Below are 21,829 nucleotides of genomic sequence, written 5' to 3' on the forward strand. Positions count from 1 at the left end.
GGCTGCCGGCGGACGAAAGAAAGGAGACGGACATCTTTGAATACTTGGATTTTTGCCGGCCTATGCGATAAAAGCGACACCCTGATGCATATTTGCAAATTGCTTGCGTCCGGGGGCAGCAGCGTCCTGCTGGTGGACGCGAGCGAAAAAAGAAGATATCCCTATTTCATTGGCGGATTGGGCGAGAAGTTATGCATCACGGAATTTGCCGGTTTCGACGTCGCATGCGGATTCGCGGATTCGGCCGGGTTGAAAGCCTACTTCCAAAGCCATGGCGGCGCCTTGGAACATTACGACTATGTTCTTTACGATCTGGAACTCCCGGACTTTTGCGCAAAGGAGGATTGGATGAGCGCTTCCGAACTCGTCTGGGTGACGGATTACGAGGTCTGGACGCTAGAAGAGGGCGGGAAATGGCTGTCGGAAGCGGTCTTGCGTTATTTCGATCCGGGAGCGAGGCCGGAAATGAAGCGGCTCATCGTCAGGGCCGTCGAGGAATGGTTCGGCCCTTCCTATTTGGACGGGTACTTCGAACGTCTGCCGGTCCGCTGGAAAGGAGATCCGGTCGTCATGCCTTGGAACGAGCTGGATTATTCTTTGAAACTCAGAAACGAACATGCGAAACGAATCCATATGAAGGCACTGACACGCACCTATAAAAAACGGTTGTGCGGCATTTTTGAAACGTTCACGGATTGGGATCGAAAACAAATACAGCGCGCATTGAAGAATGCAGAAAGGAGTCGAGCATGAGTACGATCGCATTTTGGAGCCCGCTTCAGGGCGGCAGCGGAAATTCGGCGCATGCTGCCGCGGCTGCGGCGACGATCGCCATGGATTACCGTTTGAAATTGCTGATGGCGCATGGGGGCATGGCCAAGGAAAGGGTCGAAGGGGCCTTCCCGATGTCCGCCTATGCTTTGGACCATTCGCTTGTTGCTTTTCAGGACCACGGGATGGACGCTTTGGAGAGGTTATGCATGAACCGCAGGCTGACCCGTGAAAATTTGCGGGATTATACGCTTCCCTTGCTCGCCGACCGTTTGGATCTGGTCCAAGGGAACGCCAAGCCCGAAGGCACGATGCCGGGGTATAGGAAACAGCTGCTTCAGTCCATATGCTCGGTGGCGAACCAATGTTACGATCTCGTATTGGTCGACGCCGGATGCGGATGGCCGAAGGAAGGAAGCGGCGACCAAGCGTTGCTCGAAGCATCGGATCTGGTCGTGGTCAGCATGAATCAGGGCATCGAAGGTTTGGATTCGTTTTTCAAGAACGGCGGATGTCCGCCGATCGTTCGCGAAAAACCCTATATCGTGGTGCTGGGCAGGTACGACAAATACTCCCACTGTACGTTGAATAACGTCAAGCGCAGATTCGGCTACAAGGGCAGCATCCATGGAATTCCGTACACGACGGACTTTTTGGATGCGTGGAATATGCGCGGCGTTCTTCCGTTCCTTCAGCGGAGCCGCAGCCTGAACGGCAGACAGCCGGCCGCCGCGTTTCTGGCCAGCATCCGCTCGTTGGCCAAAGACATATTGACGCAGCTCGAAATGACCGCGGCATTGAAGCTCGTGGAAAGGGGGGCGTAAATGGGCTCCGGAATGATCGTCAACATGTTGATGATCGCGCTCATCATGTTATTCGTTCTATTGCTCCTCTACGTCAAATGGCTCGATTACCGCCGTCCGCAGGCTTCAAGCCAAACGGAAGGCAAACAGTGCACGATCGAAGCGATGACGGAATTCGTGAAGGAAACGCTGCATGAGCTCACCCACAGGCAGCTGACCGACCTGGGCCTCCACGAGGAGGAGTACAGGCGCAGAATCAATAAACGAAGCGAGCTGCGCAAAGCGCTGAAGGACTGCATTTCAGGCGACGTCCGCGAAAAACAATACGTCAAGCAGTTTATGGCGGATCTCTTGGTCAAAAGCTACGGGCTTAACGAAGACCGTATCGAAGACGCCATTCCTTTTGAAGATATCGGCCGGTTGACGCCGCAGGACCAATTCGAAATCATTTTTTATTTATATCAAAAGCAATATGGTCCGGAGGCGTTGTCCGCGCTGTTCGAACATTACGGGCTCGCGGAGCCGCGGATGCTTGAGGGTTATGGGGAACAACCGGTGTTCGCGGTCACGGCGGAAGATATCGAACGGATATTTACGGCGGAATATCGGAGCCTTTCTTTCCACGAAAAACTGGACATTGTAGTGCAGCGGATTTATCAGCAGTACAAAGGATTTTCGGTCGTGGACGATTTGCGCGATCAGCGCATCGACGGAGTCAGCGGAGGGGTCAGCGGCATTTTGACGGATGATGGACAGCTGGAAGCATACGTCGGGCCGGGTGTTCCTTTTCCGCCGTCGTACGTGGACAAATGCCGCAAGCCGATGTCTGCCACGGAAAGCGTATGGGTTTTTTATAGAGGCAAGTCGGTGCACATGTCCTTTCTTTCCTTCGGATCCGAGCTGGAGCTTAAACGGGTTTGCCAAAACATCTATAAGTATAACCACCCCGGCCAGCTGTCGGAATCCAACGGCTACAAAGTGAACGAGATGAAGGACGGGTCCAGGGTGGTCGTCGTTCGGCCGCCGTTTGCGGAATCGTGGGCATTTTTCGTGCGCAAATTCGATATTCCGAACGCTTCCCTGGAGCAATTAATCACGGGGGACAATGCCGAGCTGCCGATCGGTTTGCTTGCATACCTCATGAAAGGAAGCCGGATCACGGCCATTACCGGAGCGCAGGGTTCCGGCAAAACGACGCTCCTGATGGCCATGGTGGAGCATATCGACCCTACATATACGTTGCGCGTGCAAGAAATGGCATTCGAGCTTCATTTAAGAAAGATTTACAGCCGGAGAAACATCCTTTCCTTTCGCGAAACGGAACGGATTACGGGACAAGAGGGACTGGACTTGCAGAAAAAAACCGACGGCACGGTCAATATTTTGGGCGAAGTGGCAAGCGACGAAGTGGCTGCCTGGATGATCCAGATGTCGCAAGTCGCCAGCTTATTCACCGTGTTTACCCATCATGCCAAGACATTCCGGGATCTCGTGTTTTCCCTGCGGAATTCGCTCCTGAAAATCGGGGTGTTTCATCATGAGCGCATCGCCGAGGAACAGGTGGTTCAGGTCATTAACTTTGATGTCCACATGAAGCGGGATGCGGACGGCCGGAGGTATATCGAACGGATTACCGAGTGCGTTCCGCTGGAAGATGCCGCGGACCCTGCAGGGAACGACGACGGCGAAGCAGCAACGGTCAAACAAATGCTTAGCCGACTGATCAAGCTCCAAAACGAAGCCCGGCTGAATGAGCATCGGAGGTCGTATATTTCCCGCAATGTCATCGAATACCGGGATGGCCGGTATGTTGCGGCCGATCCCGTTTCGGACCGAAACGTGCGGGAAATGGCAGATCAGATGGGCGCAAGCGATGCTGAAAGTTTCATTGATTTTCTAAACCATCATTGGAGCGGACGTTATGAGTATTAAATCCATTCTGCTAATCGTATTGCTTTCGTCTCTCGTATTGTTTGCCGCAGCGTATGCGGTTTTGGCATGGATCGGCCGCAGACAGCAGCAGGACGTGCATGACAAGTTTTATGGGGAAGCGGGAGGCAAACGCGTCGGTTGGAGGGGGCATTGGAACCGCATCCTGCAACAATCCTACATTTGGATGGTTCGGGTTCCGTTGCTGTCGGCCTACATCCGAAGGATCAGAAAACGGCTCGCCATTCATGCTTACGATGAATTCCGCTTGAGACATGAGACGGCGCAAGTGACGTTGGCGGTTTTAGGCTTGCTAAGCCTTTCGGCATGTATTTTATTGCTGCTGAATCCGAGCGTCAGTTTTTTGCTGCTGGTGTTGCTTACGGCAGTGATCCTCAACAGTTTGCTGATCGATATGTACGTGAACCGTTTGGAGAAGCGGCTTCTCGTCCAAATGGTGGATTTGTTTTCGGAGGTGCGGCATCGTTACCAGCAGCATGAAATGATCGACGAAGCGCTGTATGAGGCGGCGGAAACCGCTGGCTACGAGGCGGCAATCCACACTCGGAGAATCTACGAGGCGTTGAATGCCAAAGATCCTTCGGTGGAATTGGAGAAATATTACGAATCCGCGCCCAACCGTTTTCTAAAGGCGTTTGCGGGCATCTCCTATATGATCATGGAGTTTGGAGACAAAGTGAAGGAACAGGGCTCCATCTATTTAAAAGGCCTCGGGGGATTAACGAAGGAAATCCATTTGGAGATCCTGCGGCGGGACAAGCTTGATTATCTTTTGAAGGGGTTGAATGTCATCGCCCTTGCCCCGGTGTTTTTTGCCAAACCGATCGAACGCTGGGCACGCGGAAGCTTTCCGGCCATGGACGCCTTTTATACGAGCAAGCTGGGGTACCTGACCAAAATCGTCATTTATGCCGTGATCATCTTATCTTTTGTTTTATTGCAGCGCCTGCAGCAGGACAACGAAACCGCATACCGGACCGGGGATCGGAAGAAGTCCTGGGAGCAGTTTCTGTCTTCGTTTGCGGTGGTCCGGGCTATCGCCGCTTTTGCCGCTCCGCGCCCGGCATCGCCTGCTTATGCCAAAATCATCCGTTTGCTTAGGGAGAGCAGCACCCATCTGCGGTATGAATGGTTTTACGTTCGCAGGATAGCATTTTTCTGCCTGACCTTTGCCGTCACGATGACCATGATCCTGTTTTTGCATCAATCGGCTAAAAAACAGATCCTGTACGCCCCCGTCCAGGGAACGACCTTTTTCGGCCAACTGTCGAGCGAACAACGGGCGGAAGGGCAGCGGATCAGCGACCGGGATCGGGAGATCATGGAGGAGGTCGGCCTGTCTTCTACAGCCACCTACGACGATGTCGCAAGCCGTTGGAGCGTCAAGCAAGAGCGTACCGGCATTGGAAGCAAGGATACGATGGTGGCCGACGTGAACCGGATCTTGGCCAAGATCAAAGCTTATCATGCCGAGTATGTCAAATGGTGGGAGCTGCTTGCGTCCCTGTTGGCGGCTTGGGCGGGGTACCAATTTCCGCTGTGGCTGCTCTATTTTCAGCGAAAGATCCGCTATATGGACATGCGGCATGAGGTGTACCAGTTCCAAACGGTCATCTCCATGCTTCGGGAAATGGAACGGATATCGGTTGAGGAAATATTGGAATGGATGAACCGATTCGCGATCATTTTCAAAACGCCGATTCAAAGATGCGTGCTGCACTATGATCACGGCGCGGAAATGGCGCTGACCGAGCTGAGGGAGGAGGTCCGATTGACGGAATTCCAAAGATTGGTCGATAAACTGCTTTTGTGCGTGGAGAAAATTCCGATCGCACAGGCCTTCGATGATATCGACAACGAAATGGCCTTCTATTTCGAACAACGCAAGCAGGAATACGAAAAAATCATAGACACGAAAGCGGCGCTCGGAAAGATGCTCGGTTTTGCGCCGATGTATGCCCTTGTTTTTATGTATCTGGTCATACCGTTGATCGCGATGAGCTTTATGCAGATGAATGTTTATTATGAAGAAATCCGAAAAATTTAAGGAGATGATATTCAATGAATAACGCATCCAGCGCGTTGAAGGTTGCCGCAGGCATCTTTTTGACCATTGCACTTATTACCATTGTCGTGATCCTGTTCATTTCGGCCCAGGAAGCGACCAAAACGGCCCAAAACAATTTCTCGGACATCCAGACCGAACTTTCGCAGGCTTCCTTTACGGTCTATGACGGCACGAGCATCAGCGGCTCGCAGGTAACGAACGCTTTGCGGAAGTTCAGGGACAAGGATCAATTCGGCATCCTGGTCAAAACAGGGAAAAACAGAAACGGCCAATGGTACGGCAACAGCCTGTACATCGGTAACGTGGCGGATGACAAATACGGATCGGTCATCGACATTAACAACCGGGAAGGGGATTTACGGAACACGATGAACGAATCCAGCAATGAATACGTCAATCCGAGCGGGAAGTTCAAAGCCAGCATCATCAAAGACAAATCCAACGTCGTTCGCGGGCTTGTGTTCGAGCAATAATGCGTGACAAAAGGGAGGGAAGGGCACCGTGAACGATAATGTGCAGAATATGATCGGGATAAGCGCCATTCTTGCCCTGTTTCTAAGCGCCTGCTTTTTGGCATTGGGACTGACCAGGCAAATCGACGGGGCTTTGGACGAAGTTTCGGCAGTCGTTTCCGGCCAAAAACGCAGCGTTCATTCTACGTTGACGCTTGCCCGGCCTGACATCTACAGCGGTTCGCAGGCATTTTTGGTTACCGTGGATCAGGTTGGAGCGGGAGTCGCCGTCAAGGTCGATGGCGTTTCGGTAGCTTCGGGCGATCCGCTCGAACTGGCCGGAACGGCCGTCTTCCAGCCGGAGGCCAAATACCGGGCCGAATATGCGAGGGATTGGAACGGGCTGTTGAAGGAAATACGTTTTGCAAAATTAAAGCCCGGTGAGGACGTTCTATGAGCAGCGCCGTATCGAAATTCGTTGCCGTATTGCTAGCCGTTGCCCTCCTGTTCGTTTATCCGGCGGCGGAAGCGTATCAGAAGCAGGATGACTTGTCGCGGCTGGTCGTTTACAATGCCGTCACGCAGTTCGTTGACGCCGTCAGGAACAAAGGTTATCTTACGCCGGTCATGTACCAGGACTTCCTGCAAGAAATCGAAGCTACGGGCAATGCGTTTGACGTCCAAATGGAGCATTTGCACAAAAAATATACGCCCGTCTACGCAGATGCCGCGAACCCGGATACGTTCCAGGACGATGTGGACGTTTCATACGAAGGATTTTATACGGCAGATATTTTGTCTGTCATCTACCCGGACAACACGCTGCCCAAAGACCACGAGGCCAGAAAGTACAGGATGAACGTCGGCGACTTTTTTAAAGTCACGGTCCGAAACATCAATCGTACGGCAGGAACGATCATGTTGGATTTTGTTACCGGATCCATCTCCGGGGCCGCTCCCGTGCTCGCATTTCCTTACGGAGGCATGGTGCTCAATGAAGATTACTGATTTTTCAATCGTGTTTGTCCTTATTTTCGTTCCGGCATTTCTGATGAGCGGTTATTCCGTCAAGGATCAGCAGAACGTCCATTTCCTTGAAACCAAATACGCCGCGGCGCTGCGGACGGCGGTACAAGACGGTGCCAGCGTGCTGAACAAAAACGAAAAGCAGGAGTTTGAGGCCGGGTACGGATCCGAAAAGTTTTTCCGGGCCGACAAGGAACAAGCGTTGGCGATGTTTTATAAAAGCTTGTATGCGAATTTGGGGATCGATGACGATGCACCGGCACAAGCCGCCTTGGACTATTACATCCCTGCCGTGGTCGTGATCGACTATGACGGATATTACGTATATGCGGACGAAGAATATGTCGGAGAGGATAACAAGCCGCGGATCAGGCATGTATGGAGTCCGAAGAAGCCCTATGCTTACGGCGACGCAAACGGCAATCTCATTCGATTTACCTTGGACAATGAGGTGGAAGTGTATGATCGCGATGCCGGGCAGTGGATCAGGGGGCTGCAAAGAGAAATGATGGCGACGACCAACGTCCCGCTTCTTGCCCGTTCCGAAACGTTTGAGCAGGTGAAAAAGGCGGCGATCGTCCAAACGATTCAAAGCGATTTGGCGAACGTCATTAACCGTCATAACGAATATGCAGCCAAAAACGGCATATCGTACCTGTTCACTTTGCCTTCGATAACGGGCGAGGAGTGGAACAATTCGATTCAGGATATCGGCATGATGGCTTTTATCCAGGGCATTCCGGTCGGAAGCGGTTATATCAACAATTATGCTCTCGGCGGAGGAAGGCTCGTAAAACGACCCGATCTGTTCGCCGGAACGGATCCTGCGACCGGCATTCGATATTTCGAGCGCGGAAGCTGCCGCAGCGGACTGATCTACGAAGAAACCTTCACGGATGCGAAGGAAGCCGCGGCTAACGGTTATTTTGAAAGAAGCTGCAGGCAGTAACCGTCATTTTTCATCTTTCATGAAAACTCCTTCTTATGATAAAATGGTATCTTGAATGCCTGTAAGTTAGGGTAATGTGCAAGCCAAGAACTATTTATCATAGACAGGAGCCAGAACGTATATATGAGCTTATTGACCGTTGAAAATGTTTCCCATAATTTCGGGGAACGCACATTGTTTAAAAATGTTTCCTTTCGCCTCCTGGCAGGCGAGCACGTCGGGCTGGTCGGCGCAAACGGTGTCGGCAAATCGACGCTGATGAATATTTTGACGGGGCAGCTGTTAAAGGACAGCGGAAAGGTGGAATGGACGCCGAAGGTCCGTTACGGCTACCTGGATCAGCACTCCAAGCTGACGCCGGGCAAAACGGTCCGCGACGTATTGAAGGACGCCTTCCTGCCGCTGCTCGAGCTGGAACAGGAAATGATGGAGATCACGAATAAAATGGCCGACGCAACGCCGGAAGAGCTTGAAACGCTGTTGGAGCAAATGGGAGAAATCCAGGAACAGCTTGAAATCGGCGATTTCTACATGATCGACGTCAAAGTCGAGGAAATGGCGAACGGTCTCGGACTGTCGGCCATCGGTTTGGACAAGGACGTGTCGGCGCTGAGTGGCGGCCAACGCACCAAGGTTCTATTGGCCAAGCTTCTGCTCGAGAAACCGACCGTGCTGCTGTTGGACGAACCGACGAACTATTTGGACGTGGAGCATATCGAATGGCTGACCCAATATTTGAAGTCTTATCCGTACGCTTTCATCCTGATTTCCCATGACACGGAATTCATGAACCAGGTCGTCGACGTAATCTATCATTTGGAATTCGCCAAGCTGACAAGGTATTCGGCCAACTACGAGAAGTTTCTGGAGATGGCCGACATCTCGAAGAACCAGCATATCGAAGCGTATGAAAAACAGCAGGAGTTCATCAAAAAACAAGAGGACTTTATTCAGCGCAATAAGGCCCGTTATTCGACTTCCGGACGCGCAAAAAGCCGCGAGAAGCAGCTGAACCGCATCGAACGGATCGACAAACCCGAAGAAGCGGCGAAGCCGGTGTTCCAATTCAAGGAATCCCGCGCCAGCGGCAAGGTCGTGTTCGAAGGCATCGACTTTGAGATCGGCTATTCCCATCCTCTGCTGCCTAAAATGAGCATGACGATCGAACGCGGCGAAAAAATCGCCATCGTCGGCTGCAACGGCGTCGGGAAATCGACGCTGCTCAAAACGATCCTGGGCAAAATTCCGCCGATCAGCGGCAAAACGTATTTGGGCGATTTTCTGCATCCCGCTTATTTCGAGCAGGAGGTTCGACCGGGCAACTTGACGCCGATCGATGACGTTTGGAACGAGTTTTCTTCCTTGAACCAGCATGAAGTGCGTGCGCATTTGGCGCGCTGCGGACTGAAAAACGAGCATATTACCCGCCCGTTGAACATGCTGAGCGGCGGCGAGCAGGCCAAAGTCCGGTTATGCAAGCTGATGATGCGGGAATCCAACTGGATTTTGTTCGACGAACCGACCAACCATTTGGACGTCGTCGCCAAAGCCGAGCTGAAACGCGCCCTGCAAGAGTATAAAGGTACGATTTTGCTCGTGTCCCACGAGCCGGATTTTTATGAGGATTGGGTGACGAAAATTTGGAACGTGGAAGAATGGTCGCATCAAAGGGCTTGATTCGCTCTCTTCCGATAACGAGCTGCCGTGTTCCCGAAGGGAACGCGGCTTTTTCAAAATATATGTGACGGATGGCATCAACGAACTCATTTTCCTCTCCATGACAAGAAGAAGCCTGAGTGATCGTTCTGCCATTTTATTGGAGAAATAAGCAGCAGGCCTGCGTATGTTTGTTTTACGCCTGCGTGCGAATTTTATTTGCGAATTTTATTACTGAGCATGTACAGGAGATGAAACATGTGAGCACCGGTAATGACCGTTATTCCAGACAAGAGCGTTTTGCGCCGTTGGGACCCGAAGGCCAGCGGAAGCTGGGGGAGAGCCACGTTTTGATCATTGGTGCGGGCGCGCTTGGCACGTCGATCGCCGAAACGCTTGCGAGAGCGGGCATCGGACGTTTGACGATCGCTGACCGCGATTACGTGGAGTGGAGCAATCTGCAAAGGCAGCAGCTATTTTCCGAACAGGACGCCGAACATAGGCTGCCTAAAGCCGTAGCCGCCAAACAAAGGCTGGAAGCGATCAATTCTTCCATTCGGATCGACAGTCATGTCATGGACGTCAAGCTTGACGAGCTCGAGTCGCTCATCCAAGGCGTGGATCTGATCATGGACGGAACCGACAACTTCGACACCAGGCTGTTGATCAACGATATTTCCCAAAAATATAAAATCCCGTGGATATACGGGGGATGCGTCGGGAGCTACGGCATCACGTACACCATATTGCCGGGACAGACGCCCTGCTTGAATTGCCTGCTCGGAGCGGTTCCGCTCGGTGGAGACACCTGCGATACTTCGGGCATCATTCCTCAGGCGGTACAAGTGGTGACGGCGCATCAAACGGCAGAGGCTTTAAAGCTGCTGAGCGGCCATCCGGAAGCGCTTCGCGATAAGCTGCTTACGTTTGACCTCTGGCGGAATGAACATATGTCCATGGGCGTCAAGCATGCGCGGAAGGCGGACTGCCTTTCCTGCGGCGACCATCGGACGTATCCATATTTGTCCGCGTCCAACCTGGAAAAAACCGATGTGTTATGCGGGAGGGACACGGTACAAATCCGTCCCGGCCAAAAACAGTCCCTTGACCTGCAGGAAACGGCAAATCGCTTGTCCTCGCTTGGGGAGGGGAAGGTGGAAAGCAACCCGTTCCTCGTTTCTTTTACGACCGGAGACAAACGTCTCGTCGTTTTCTCGGACGGAAGGGCGCTTATTCACGGCACGAAAGACATCGCCGAAGCCAGAACGATATATCACCGGTATTTTGGTTAAGTCCGCCAAACCGGAGGAATCCATAAAAACCATTCCGCAGGGAATGGTTTTTATGATGCGCGGCAACCCTATGGGAAGCGTTCCAAACGGACGACAAGCGGAAATACGGGTGATACGATGAACGAGCGGCTGTTGGCGGTAGGAGAATATTTCGGGCAAAGCGGCATCCTTGAGGCGCTCCGGTCAAAAGGATTCGAGATCGAGGCCGTTTCCAGCGAATATGAGGCTCTGCGCCTGATCGGCGAGCATGAAATTGACCTGCTGCTTTTGGACCGGGCCGAATACGCGGGGATCTCGCTGCCTAAATTATTGAAGGCCCTGCTCCGTGAGCAGGCGGATCGGCCGTTTCCGATCATCGTTTTCGAGGATCCTTACGACGAGCAAGCGGTTATCGCGGGATTGGAGGCGGGAGCGAACGATGTCGTGCCCCGGACGGTTTCAGCCGAAGAGCTGATGGCACGAATCCGGAATCTGCTGCGAATATTTCGCATCGAACATGAGCGCAGCCTGAAGAAAGTTACGGTCGGGGATTTGATCATCGACCCCGCCACCCGAACGGTTTCCAGATCGGAGAAGGACATTGAGCTTACCGTTAAGGAATTCGATCTGTTGCTTTATTTGGCGCGGCATGTCAATGAGGTATGTACCCGGGAGGATATTTTAAAAGAGGTATGGGATTATGATTTTAATATGGGCACGAACGTGGTAGACGTATATATCAGGCATCTTCGCACAAAAATGGACAAAGGGTTCCGCAATAAAATGATTCAGTCGGTCCGCGGGGTCGGTTATATAATAAAAGAAGGCGAGTAAGTTTTCAGCTTACCGCCTTCCTTATATGCTACAATACCCGACGTGCTTTCAGGTACGTTCTCTTCCAGTTGCCGGAATTCAGGTCGGAGACCGTTACGCCGGGGGAACCGTAAGTGTGCAGGATTTTGCCGTTGCCTGCATATACTGCCACGTGCGTTACGTTATGGCCGTTGGCTCTGCTGCCGCTGGAGAAAAATACGAGATCGCCAGGTTTCAGGTTCGATTTGGAAACCGCAACGCCGACTTTGGATTGCTGTACGGACGTACGCGGCAATTTGATTCCATAATGTCCGAAAATATATTTCATGAACGAGGAGCAGTCGAATACGCGCGTTGTGCTTGTGGAAGCTCCGAATTTGTAAGGCGTGCCCATGAATTTTTTGCCATAATTAACGATGGCCTGTCCTTTAGAAGAAGAGTAAGAAGAAGCCGTGACGGACTTGGAAGAAGAAGCCTCCGTGACCGATGCTCCCGTTGCCAACATTCCTGTAATGCCTATCGATGCACATAGCCCTACGGCTACTAATTTTTGGAATAGATGTTTTTGGTTCATGTTGTGTTTACCTCCAAATTTCGTTTTCTTTCAGGCTCGATTCCGAGTATAACAGTTTTGTAACACCCTAAAATATGGATGACATGTCTCAAACCCTTGGGGCTCTAAGAAATTTCCTTTTTTATTAAAAAACGATTAAAAGTTACAAAAAATTAAGAAATAGAGTGAAAATGGTTCAGAAAATAAAAAAAACCCTTGATGCGCAAGGGTTTTTTCGAGTCTGTTTTTGGGTTGCAAATTCGGCAAACTGTAACCATTTTAAACTCTTTCAATGGCAGCGGACCCAACGAGTTTCCAATCCGTTAGTCATTGCTTTGAATGACGAGCAAAAGACCGCCGGCAATGCTTATTTGTCCGCGCTCTCCGAGAAGGACGTTGCTGATGCCAAGGGATTCTCCCAGCTTAAGCGTGGCGTTGTCGAGCGGATACCGAAAACCTTCGAGCGTAATGCCGGTTACTTCCGGCGTCAGCGGAAGCAGCGATACGTATTTGTAGCCGCGGTCGATTACCTCGAGTTTGGAGCCGGTTAACGTAATGTAATTGTTGCGGTCCATGATGGCGCACTGGATTTGATGCTGAAGCGCCCGGTTCAGCATTTGCACGTTCGCCAGCGTGTGATCCATGCGCGTTCCCGTTCCGCCGATCAGCAAGATGAAGCCGGGTTCTTCCCTTGCCGCCATTTCAATGGCCAGTTCCGTATCGGTCAAGTCTTTATCGACGGGATCGCATTCGACGATGTTTCCGCATTCCGCCCGGACATGCTCCAGCTCCTGCGGAGAAATCGAATCGAAGTCGCCGACGGCCAGATCGGGTTTGATGCCGTGGCGTATCAAAAACAACGCTCCTTTGTCCGCCCCGATGACATAATCCGTCGGTCGAATTTCATCTATGTATTGGGGATACAGATCCCCTCCGGAAAAAATAACTACGCGTTTGTCGTTCATCGGCGTTTCCCCCTAAAATCGATTTTCTCCTACTATATCGTGCTTCCAGTATAAATGAGGATTTTGCAAAAATCCAAAAAGTTAAAAACAATCTTGCGCAATTCGGCAGGACACGACTACAATAATGGAGACATAGGATAGGGGAGAGGTTAGAGAGAAATTGGACATGCATGCTTTTGAAATATTCAGCATCATCGGCACGATCGCTTTTGCGATGTCGGGAGCTTTTGTGGCCATGGAGGAAGAATACGACATTTTGGGCATCCTGGTGCTGGGGCTTGTGACGGCTTTCGGCGGAGGGGTGATCCGGAACGTGCTGATCGGGGTTCCCGTCACGACGTTATGGAGCCAAGGCCTGCTGATCAAGCTGGCGATTTTGTCGGTCATCGTCGCGTTCCTTCTGCCTTTGGGCTGGATCAGGCATTGGAAGCGGACGGAGGCGTTTTTTGATGCCATCGGCTTATCGGCTTTCGCCATTCAAGGGGCGCTTTATGCCCAGAATATGCATCATCCGCTGTCAGCCGTTATCGTTGCGGCCGTCATGACGGGAATCGGCGGCGGCATTATCCGCGATTTGCTGGCCGGGCGCAAGCCGCTCGTCCTCAAGGATGAAATTTACGCCGTATGGGCGGCCATCGCCGGCGCGGTCATCGGGATGGGCTGGATTCACTCGACATGGCAGGCGGTGCTTCTGTTTGCGGTGATCGTCCTGCTGCGCATGCTTTCCGTACATTATAAATGGAAGCTGCCGCGGCGTTCGCTTCACATGTCTTCTTCGACCGATCTATCCATACAGGGAAACAAGGGCAAACACAGCCGGAAGACTGCATAACAGAGGAGGCAATTCATAATCATGGTATCCGTATTATTCGTATGTTTGGGCAACATTTGCCGATCGCCGATGGCCGAAGCGGTCATGCGCCACAAGGTGGAGCGGGCCGGGCTTCAACACCTGATCACGGTGGACTCCGCCGGGACGGGGGACTGGCATCTCGGGCAAAGACCGCATCAAGACACGCGCCGTATTCTGGACCAGCATGGGATCGGGCACGAAGGCATCCAAGCCCGCCGCATCGCCAGCCCGGATTTTGAGACTTTTGATTACATGGTATGCATGGACGACAGCAATTTCGAAAACGTAAAAAAGCTTCCGGGAGCCAAACCGGAGCTTTTGCTCAAGTTCATGGATCTGCTGCCGGACCACGTGCTTCGGGAAGTGCCGGACCCGTATTACACTGGGAATTTTGAGCAGGTGTACGAAATGATCGACGCAGGTTGCGAGGCGCTTTTGAAAAAGATACGCGCAGAGAAGCTATAATTTTTTATTGAAGAGCAGGAATAAAAATTTTCGTTTCCATGAAAAAGCGGCATGTTTGCCGTTTTTTCGGAAAAACAATGAAAACGCAATCATTTCGGATTTGAGAAGAGGAAGGGTTGAAAAGAAAGTGAACCAAGACCATTGAGCCATAGGCATCGTATGTTCCCGGTTCACCTTTTTGATCTACGATGAAGACTGTCAGGGTTACGCGCGAAGAAAGTACGTCAGCGCATCCGGCAGTTCTTTTTGCCAGAATCCCCAAATATGCTTGCCGTCTTTTTCGGCATACTCCACTTTTGCACCACGATCCAGCAGCAGCTCGCGGGTCTGGCGGTTCAGCTCCACGAAGTTATGGATGCCGTGATCGGTTTCGAATGCCGTTTCCTGCAATCCGACGATCATGTAGATGTCCAGCCAGGACAAGTCGTCCTGCGCCTCGTAAATATCCTGGGAGGCCGGATAATAAGCGCCCGACAGGCTGATGATGCGCCGAAACAGCTCCGGATACCGGACCGCCAGGTGCAAAGAGACGCTGCCCCCGAGGGAATCGCCGGCCAGCACCCGTTCCGAAGGCTCTCTCCGCACGGGATATTTGGCTTCGATGAAGGGAATAATCTCTTCTGCGAAGCAGCGCGTATAGGCGTCGAACCGGCTGCCGAACGGAGCGTACTCTTCGGTGCGGACCGACGTGTTCACATCGACCCCGACGATGATAAACGGCTCCGTATGGCCGTCCAGAATCAAATGGTTGGCTGTCGTGGCAATGCGTCCAAAGTTAAAAAATTCTTCGCCGTCCTGACAATAGACGACAGGGTAGCTCAGAATTTCATTGTAGCCGGGCGGGAGGTACACGCGCAGATGGCGTGTTTCATTCAAAAAACGGCTTTCGATTTCTTCCTTATGGATCGTTCTTTTCAAATACTTTGAATCCGTCATTCGTGTTCACCCTTCTCGCGGTTGATTTTTCAGCCTGAAAAAAGCGTTGTCATTCGGTTTCCATCATGTGGGAATCTCCACGCTTTTGTCAAATGATTGAAAACTGTTATATTTTTATTGGCACACTGTTATACATACAAAACTCGATATTTTCGAAATTTATCCGCAATTGCTTTGACGAATCGAGTAAAACAGGTGTATAATAATTCTATAACAGCAGAGCCTGATATTCAAATTTTTTTGTTGAGGTGAAGATAATGAGCAAGGTGCCTTATGAAGTGTATACCGAGGAAGTCGAAGCGCTTTCCGTGCTCTCTCCCGAAGGTGAAATCATTAACGAAGATAAAATGCCTAACCTTACTGATGATCAACTTAAAGAAATTATGTACCGCATGGTATTTACCCGCACTTGGGACGACCGCGCCGTTAACTTAGGACGCCAAGGCCGTTTGGGCTTCTACGCGCCAGTATCCGGCCAGGAAGCGACGATGGTCGGCAGCGAATTCGCACTGGAAAAAGACGACTTCATCTGCCCTGGTTACCGCGATATGCCGCAAATCGTATGGCATGGATTGCCTCTGTACCAAGCTTTCCTGTACTCCCGCGGACATCAGCATGGCGGTCAGATTCCGGAAGGCGTAAACGTATTGATGCCGCAAATCATCATCGGCGCGCAAATTTTGCACGCGATGGGCATCGCGATGGGTTACAAGCTGAAAAAACAAAAACAAGTTGTCATCACTTACACGGGTGACGGCGGTTCTTCCGAAGGCGACTTCTACGAAGGCCTCAACTATGCTGGACGTTACAAACTTCCGGTCATTTTCTTTGTGCAAAACAACGGTTATGCCATTACGACTCCTTTCTCGAAGCAAACGGCTGCATTGTCCATTGCCCATAAAGCGGTGGCGGCAGGCATCCGCGGCGTCAAAGTCGACGGTATGGACGTATTTGCCGTCATCAGCGCTGTTCAGGAAGCGGCGGAACTTGCGCGCAAAGGCGAAGGCGCAACGTTGATCGAAGCCGTAACGTACCGTTACCGTCCGCACTCCTTGTCCGACGATGCGACCAAATACCGCACAAAGGACGAAGAAGGCGAATGGAACGCGAAGGATCCAATCATCCGTCTGGGCAAATACCTGGAGAAAAAAGGACTGTGGTCCGAAGAAGATACGGCTCGCGTTAAAGATGAAGCGAAAGCCAAAGTGAACGAAGAAATCAAAAAAGCGGAACAAACCGAAAAAATGACGGTTCCCGGCCTCATCGACAGCATGTTCGAAACGACGCCGAAACATTTGGAAGAGCAAAAGGCCGATTTCCAATAATCGAAGATCCGCTAGGCTGGAATAGCAACGTGAACAGTATTGTTAAGGAGGAAATGAAGCAATGGCACAAATGAATATGAAAGAAGCAATCCGCGACGCAATCCGCGTGGAAATGAAACGTGACCCTAACGTCATTGTGTTCGGTGAAGACGTCGGTAATGTAGGCGGCGTGTTCCGGGCAACGGAAGGACTGCAAAAAGAATTCGGCGAAGAGCGCATCTTCGACACCCCGCTGGCCGAATCCGCGATCGGCGGTCTGGCTGTCGGTTTGGGGATCCAAGGTTTCCGTCCGGTAGCCGAAATCCAGTTCGTCGGCTTTATTTTCGAGGCGATGGACCAAATGTTCGTGCAGGCTGCGCGCATGCGTTACCGTTCCGGCGGCCGTTACAACGCTCCGATCGTGTTCCGTACGCCGTTCGGCGGCGGCGTTAAAGCGGCTGAGCTGCACACCGACTCGCTCGAAGGTTTGGCGGTGCAAACTCCGGGTATTAAAGTGGTAGTGCCTTCGAACCCTTACGACGCCAAAGGCCTGCTCATCGCAGCCATCCGCGACAACGACCCTGTATTTTTCATGGAGCATTTGAACTTGTACCATGCGTTCCGCGCGGAAGTTCCTGAAGGGGACTACACGGTTGAAATCGGCAAGGCGAATGTCGTCCGCGAAGGTTCCGACGTGACGATCATCGCATACGGCATGATGGTTCATACGGCAACGAAAGCTGCCGAAGAACTTGAAAAAACGAAAGGCATCAAGGCCGAAATCATCGACCTGCGTACCCTGAATCCTTTGGATATCGATACGATCGTTGCTTCGGTGAAGAAAACGAACCGTGCCATCGTCGTTCAGGAAGCGCAAAAAACTTCCGGCGTGGCCGCAGAAGTCATTGCACAAATCAACGAAAAAGCCATTTTGCACCTGGAAGCGCCCGTTCTCCGCGTAGCGGCTCCGGATACGGTATATCCATTTGCGCAAATCGAAGATACATGGCTTCCTACGCCGGCCCGGATTATCGCTGCAGTTAACAAAGTCATGGAATTCTAAGAAAAAGAAGTTTTGATAGGAGGTACTTAAGGTGGCAAAATTTGAATATCGGTTCCCGGAATTGGGCGAAGGCTTGCATGAAGGCGAAATTATTAAAATGCACATCAAGCCCGGCGATAAAGTAACAGACGACGACATCATCATGGAAGTGCAAAACGACAAAGCGGTGGTCGAGGTTCCTTGTCCGGTAAACGGTACCGTGCAGGAAGTTTTCGCCAAGGACGGACAAGTGTGCCGCGTAGGCGAAGTCGTTGCCATCATCGATGCGGAAGGCGAACTTCCGGAACAGGACGCTCCTGCGGCGGACCATGGTTCCATGGAAGCCGACGCGGCCCAAGGCGGTGCGGACACCACTTCTTCTCCGGCCCAAAACAGCCCTGAAGCGGCTAAGCAGGGCGGGGAAAACGCTCCGGCTCCTGCGGCTCCGAACAAGGAAGTGCTGGCTACGCCAAGCGTCCGCAAATTTGCGCGCGAACAAGGCGTCGACATCACGCAAGTGACCGGCACGGGCAACAACGGCAAAATCACCAAAGAAGACGTTGAAGCCTTCAAAAACGGCGGAGGCCAAGCAGCAGCTCCTGCGGCCAAAGAAGAAAAAGCCGCACCTGCAGCGTCCGCGGCCGCTCCGTCTGTCGATGCACGCGCCGAAGAAGAACGCGTACCGTTCAAAGGCATCCGCAAAGCGATCGCCAACGCGATGGTCAAATCGGCTTACACGGCTCCTCACGTGACGATCATGGACGAAGTGGACGTTACCGAGCTGGTGGCATTCCGCACGCGCATGAAGCCGATCGCCGAGAAAAAAGGCACGAAAATCACGTACCTGCCGTTCATCGTCAAGGCGCTGGTTGCGGCTTCCCGCCAATTCCCTGCCCTGAACGCGACGATCGACGAAGAAAACAACGAAATTGTGTACAAAAAGTACTACAACATCGGTATCGCTACGGATACGGACAACGGTCTGATCGTACCGGTCATCAAAGATGCCGACCGTAAGAGCATCTGGATGATCGCCGACGCGATCCGCGACCTCGCGGCACGCGGCCGTGAAGGCAAACTGACTCCGGCCGAAATGAAAGGCAGCACGATCTCCATCACCAACATCGGTTCCGCCGGCGGCATGTTCTTCACGCCGATCATCAACTTCCCTGAAGTTGCGATCCTGGGTACCGGCCGCATTACGGAAAAACCTGTCGTGAAAAACGGCGAAATCGTAGCGGCGCCTGTCATGGCTCTGTCCTTGAGCTTCGACCACCGCATCATCGACGGCGCAACGGCTCAAAACTTTATGAACTATATCAAATCGCTGCTCAGCAATCCTGAGCTGCTGGTAATGGAGGTATAAGACATGGTAGTAGGAGACGCTTCTCTCGATATCGACACATTAGTCATCGGTGCGGGTCCCGGCGGTTACGTAGCCGCCATCCGCGCTGCTCAGCTGGGTCAAAAGGTACTGATCGTGGACAAATCCGAAGTGGGCGGCGTGTGCTTGAACCGCGGATGTATTCCTTCCAAAGCGCTGATCGCTGCGGCTCACCAATATGAATCGGCTAAACATGCGGACGCGTTCGGCGTATCCGTCGAAAACGTCAAAGTGGATTTCTCCAAAACCCAGGAATTCAAAAACAGCGTCGTGAAAAAGCTGACCGGCGGCGTTGCGGGCCTTTTGAAAGGCAACAAAGTCGAAGTATTCCATGGCGAGTGCATGTTCATCAGCGAAAACGAAGCACGCTGCTTCAACGAGCATGAATCTCCTCGTTACCGTTTCAAACATTGCATCATCGCGACGGGTTCTCGTCCGATCGAGCTGAAAGCATTCCCGTTCGGCGGACGCATCCTGTCTTCGACAGAAGCGCTCAACCTGCCTGAAATTCCGAAGAGCCTTGTCGTCATCGGCGGCGGCTACATCGGCGCGGAACTTGGCCAAATGTTCTCGAAATTCGGCGCAAAGGTTACGATCCTGGAAGGCATGGACACGATCCTGAACGGATTCGATCCGGACATGACGAAGCTGGTCGTAAAAAGCATGAACAAAACCGGCGTCGAAATCATCACGAATGCCAAAGCCGAAAGCGCAGAGCAAACGGATAACGACGTGACGGTGAAATATTCCGTGAACGGCGAAACGAAAGAAGTTACGGCAGATTACCTGCTCGTAACGGTTGGACGTCGCCCGAACACCGACGGCGATCTGGGTCTGGACCTGATCGGCATCGAAATGACCGACCGCGGACTCATCAAAGTCGACCATCAAGGCCGCACCAACAAACCGAACATTTTCGCGATCGGCGACGTCGTTCCGGGACCAGCGCTTGCGCATAAGGCTTCTTATGAAGGCAAGGTAGCTGCCGAAGCAATCGCCGGACATCCTTCGGTTGTCGATTACAAAGTGGTTCCTGCGGTGGCATTCGTTGATCCTGAATGCGCAAGCGTAGGTTACACCGAAAAAGAAGCGAAAGAAAAAGGCTACAAAGCGAAAGCCGCCAAATTCCCGTTTGCGGGCAACGGACGCGCGTTGTCGCTGAACAATGCCGACGGCTTCGTGAAATTGATTTTCGACGAAGAAACGCAGTTGGTTCTGGGCTGCCACATCGCCGGCATCGAAGCTTCCAACCTGATTGCCGAGCTGGGTCTCGCAATCGAAATGGGTGCTACGCTTGAAGATATCGCCCTGACCATCCACGCTCACCCAACGCTGGGCGAAATCGTGATGGAAACGGCTGAGCTTGCGCTTGGCAACCCGATCCACGTCATTGCGCCTCGCAGATAATACGCTTTTAATAAGGCGTTAAAAGAACAAGAGCCTGCTTTTATGCAAGGCTCTTGTTTTTTGTTTTACGGCCATTTTGTGCGGGATTCGGCCAAAATGAACGACTCCTCTGCCGTTTTTCCGAACGTTATGGAGATCGGAGGATGAAATTATCTATTTCCGTGGGGCTTTGCGGATGGTAAACTAGTAAAAAGGATTATGATCAAACGACGGATCTTGCTTTGGAGAAGATGGACCCGCTGCTATTCAGGGCATCTTAAGCTTAAGCCGATCCGGATAGGCATACAGCATACAGCATACAGAGCGGAAGGGTTGAGCAAAAAACATGAAAAAATACTTGGACTTGTTGAAAGATATTTTGGAAAACGGCACGCCGAAGGAAGATCGGACCGGAACGGGCACGATTTCCGTTTTCGGTAGACAGCTGAGATTCGATCTTTCCGAAGGTTTCCCTTTATTGACGACGAAGCGGATTCACATTAAGTCCGTGGTGCACGAACTGCTATGGTTCCTTAGCGGTGAAACCAACATAGGTTATTTGAAGGAAAACGGCGTAACGATTTGGGATGAATGGGCCGACGAAAACGGGGATTTGGGACCGGTGTACGGCTCGCAGTGGCGCCACTGGAAGTCGCCGGACGGCACGCATATCGACCAGATTGCAAACGTGATCGATTCGATCAAAAACAATCCGGATTCGCGGCGGCATATCGTCAGCGCATGGAACGTAGCGGAAATCGAGCAAATGAAGCTTCCGCCGTGCCATTTCGTATTCCAGTTCTACGTAGCGGGCGGCAAGCTGTCCTGCATGCTGACGATGCGGTCCGTCGATACGTTCCTCGGCCTGCCGTTCAACATCGCCAGCTATGCGTTGCTGACGCATATGGTTGCGCAGCAATGCGGGCTGGAACCGGGAGAATTCATCTGGTCCGGCGGCGACGTGCATATTTATACGAACCATTTGGAGCAGGTCAAAACGCAGCTGGAACGGGAGCCGTACGATCTTCCGCAGCTGGTGATCAAACGCAAGCCGGAGTCGATTTTCGATTATAAGTTCGAAGATTTCGAATTCGTCAATTATAAGCATCATCCGGGCATCAAAGCGCCGGTCGCCATATAAGCAAAGAGCTGCATCATCCCGGAAAAAAGGAGCGTGAATGG

General features: G+C 52.0%; 21 protein-coding genes. 18 read left to right on the forward strand and 3 right to left on the reverse strand.

Annotated elements, in window-relative coordinates; translation table 11 throughout:
• The first annotated feature begins 36 nt into the window (after positions 1-36).
• From MKY58_RS10760 to MKY58_RS10810, 11 genes are all read left to right on the forward strand, one after another.
• A complete protein-coding gene (locus tag MKY58_RS10760; protein ID WP_339324513.1) occupies positions 37-753 on the forward strand; it encodes a hypothetical protein in 717 nt (238 codons plus the stop codon).
• Positions 750-1,595 (forward strand): hypothetical protein, encoded by an 846-nt coding sequence (locus MKY58_RS10765; RefSeq protein ID WP_339324514.1) that lies wholly within the window; start codon positions 750-752, stop codon positions 1,593-1,595. Before MKY58_RS10760 ends, MKY58_RS10765 begins: the two co-directional genes overlap by 4 nt.
• Complete coding sequence (locus MKY58_RS10770; protein ID WP_339324515.1) at positions 1,596-3,506, forward strand: ATPase, T2SS/T4P/T4SS family; 1,911 nt, start codon at positions 1,596-1,598, stop codon at positions 3,504-3,506.
• Positions 3,496-5,571: a hypothetical protein gene (locus MKY58_RS10775; protein WP_339324516.1), complete on the forward strand. Its 2,076-nt coding sequence runs from the start codon at positions 3,496-3,498 to the stop codon at positions 5,569-5,571. The genes MKY58_RS10770 and MKY58_RS10775 overlap by 11 nt, the downstream gene beginning before the upstream one ends.
• Before the next feature lie 14 nt (positions 5,572-5,585).
• Positions 5,586-6,065 (forward strand): ABC transporter permease, encoded by a 480-nt coding sequence (locus tag MKY58_RS10780; RefSeq protein WP_212948496.1) that lies wholly within the window; start codon positions 5,586-5,588, stop codon positions 6,063-6,065.
• A gap of 28 nt (positions 6,066-6,093) precedes the next feature.
• On the forward strand, positions 6,094-6,501 hold the full coding sequence (locus MKY58_RS10785; RefSeq protein WP_339324517.1) for a hypothetical protein: 408 nt from the start codon (positions 6,094-6,096) through the stop codon (positions 6,499-6,501).
• A complete protein-coding gene (locus MKY58_RS10790; RefSeq protein WP_339324518.1) occupies positions 6,498-7,052 on the forward strand; it encodes a hypothetical protein in 555 nt (184 codons plus the stop codon). Before MKY58_RS10785 ends, MKY58_RS10790 begins: the two co-directional genes overlap by 4 nt.
• Complete coding sequence (locus MKY58_RS10795; protein ID WP_339324519.1) at positions 7,039-8,019, forward strand: hypothetical protein; 981 nt, start codon at positions 7,039-7,041, stop codon at positions 8,017-8,019. Before MKY58_RS10790 ends, MKY58_RS10795 begins: the two co-directional genes overlap by 14 nt.
• A 123-nt stretch (positions 8,020-8,142) precedes the next feature.
• Positions 8,143-9,696 carry an ABC-F family ATP-binding cassette domain-containing protein gene (locus MKY58_RS10800; protein ID WP_339324520.1) on the forward strand — a complete coding sequence of 518 codons (1,554 nt, stop codon included), beginning with the start codon at positions 8,143-8,145 and terminating at the stop codon, positions 9,694-9,696.
• A gap of 230 nt (positions 9,697-9,926) precedes the next feature.
• A complete protein-coding gene (locus tag MKY58_RS10805) occupies positions 9,927-10,967 on the forward strand; it encodes a thiazole biosynthesis adenylyltransferase ThiF (protein WP_339324521.1) in 1,041 nt (346 codons plus the stop codon).
• Positions 10,968-11,084: 117 nt separating this feature from the next.
• Positions 11,085-11,780 carry a response regulator transcription factor gene (locus MKY58_RS10810; protein WP_339324522.1) on the forward strand — a complete coding sequence of 232 codons (696 nt, stop codon included), beginning with the start codon at positions 11,085-11,087 and terminating at the stop codon, positions 11,778-11,780.
• Between the two features lie 28 nt (positions 11,781-11,808).
• On the opposite strand, the gene MKY58_RS10815 is transcribed toward MKY58_RS10810, so the two are convergent.
• Complete coding sequence (locus tag MKY58_RS10815; protein ID WP_212948504.1) at positions 11,809-12,333, reverse strand: C40 family peptidase; 525 nt, start codon at positions 12,331-12,333, stop codon at positions 11,809-11,811.
• Positions 12,334-12,635: 302 nt separating this feature from the next.
• Positions 12,636-13,277 carry a thiamine diphosphokinase gene (locus MKY58_RS10820; protein WP_339324523.1) on the reverse strand — a complete coding sequence of 214 codons (642 nt, stop codon included), beginning with the start codon at positions 13,275-13,277 and terminating at the stop codon, positions 12,636-12,638.
• Positions 13,278-13,443: 166 nt separating this feature from the next.
• Here MKY58_RS10820 and MKY58_RS10825 point away from each other — a divergent pair, with 166 nt between their 5' ends.
• Complete coding sequence (locus MKY58_RS10825; RefSeq protein WP_036712015.1) at positions 13,444-14,109, forward strand: trimeric intracellular cation channel family protein; 666 nt, start codon at positions 13,444-13,446, stop codon at positions 14,107-14,109.
• A gap of 21 nt (positions 14,110-14,130) precedes the next feature.
• Positions 14,131-14,595: a low molecular weight protein-tyrosine-phosphatase gene (locus MKY58_RS10830; RefSeq protein WP_339324524.1), complete on the forward strand. Its 465-nt coding sequence runs from the start codon at positions 14,131-14,133 to the stop codon at positions 14,593-14,595.
• 204 nt (positions 14,596-14,799) lie between these two features.
• Here MKY58_RS10830 and MKY58_RS10835 read toward each other — a convergent pair whose 3' ends face one another.
• Positions 14,800-15,531, reverse strand: a complete 732-nt coding sequence (locus MKY58_RS10835) for an alpha/beta hydrolase-fold protein (protein WP_339324525.1) — start codon at positions 15,529-15,531, stop codon at positions 14,800-14,802.
• A 257-nt stretch (positions 15,532-15,788) separates the two neighbouring features.
• Between MKY58_RS10835 and pdhA the strand changes: the two genes are divergently transcribed.
• From pdhA to MKY58_RS10860, 5 genes are all read left to right on the forward strand, one after another.
• On the forward strand, positions 15,789-16,856 hold the full coding sequence (gene pdhA, locus MKY58_RS10840) for a pyruvate dehydrogenase (acetyl-transferring) E1 component subunit alpha (RefSeq protein ID WP_339324526.1): 1,068 nt from the start codon (positions 15,789-15,791) through the stop codon (positions 16,854-16,856).
• 61 nt (positions 16,857-16,917) lie between these two features.
• The gene (locus MKY58_RS10845) at positions 16,918-17,898 is read left to right on the forward strand and encodes an alpha-ketoacid dehydrogenase subunit beta (protein ID WP_212948510.1); all 981 of its coding nucleotides are present in this window, start codon (positions 16,918-16,920) and stop codon (positions 17,896-17,898) included.
• Positions 17,899-17,929: 31 nt separating this feature from the next.
• Complete coding sequence (locus MKY58_RS10850; protein WP_339324527.1) at positions 17,930-19,243, forward strand: dihydrolipoamide acetyltransferase family protein; 1,314 nt, start codon at positions 17,930-17,932, stop codon at positions 19,241-19,243.
• Positions 19,244-19,246: 3 nt separating this feature from the next.
• Positions 19,247-20,668, forward strand: a complete 1,422-nt coding sequence (gene lpdA / locus MKY58_RS10855; protein WP_036711967.1) for a dihydrolipoyl dehydrogenase — start codon at positions 19,247-19,249, stop codon at positions 20,666-20,668.
• A gap of 325 nt (positions 20,669-20,993) precedes the next feature.
• Complete coding sequence (locus tag MKY58_RS10860; RefSeq protein ID WP_339324528.1) at positions 20,994-21,788, forward strand: thymidylate synthase; 795 nt, start codon at positions 20,994-20,996, stop codon at positions 21,786-21,788.
• The last annotated feature ends 41 nt before the right edge of the window (positions 21,789-21,829 follow it).

This window comes from Paenibacillus sp. FSL W8-0194 (genome assembly GCF_037969745.1).
Classification (GTDB): domain Bacteria; phylum Bacillota; class Bacilli; order Paenibacillales; family Paenibacillaceae; genus Paenibacillus_AQ; species Paenibacillus_AQ cookii.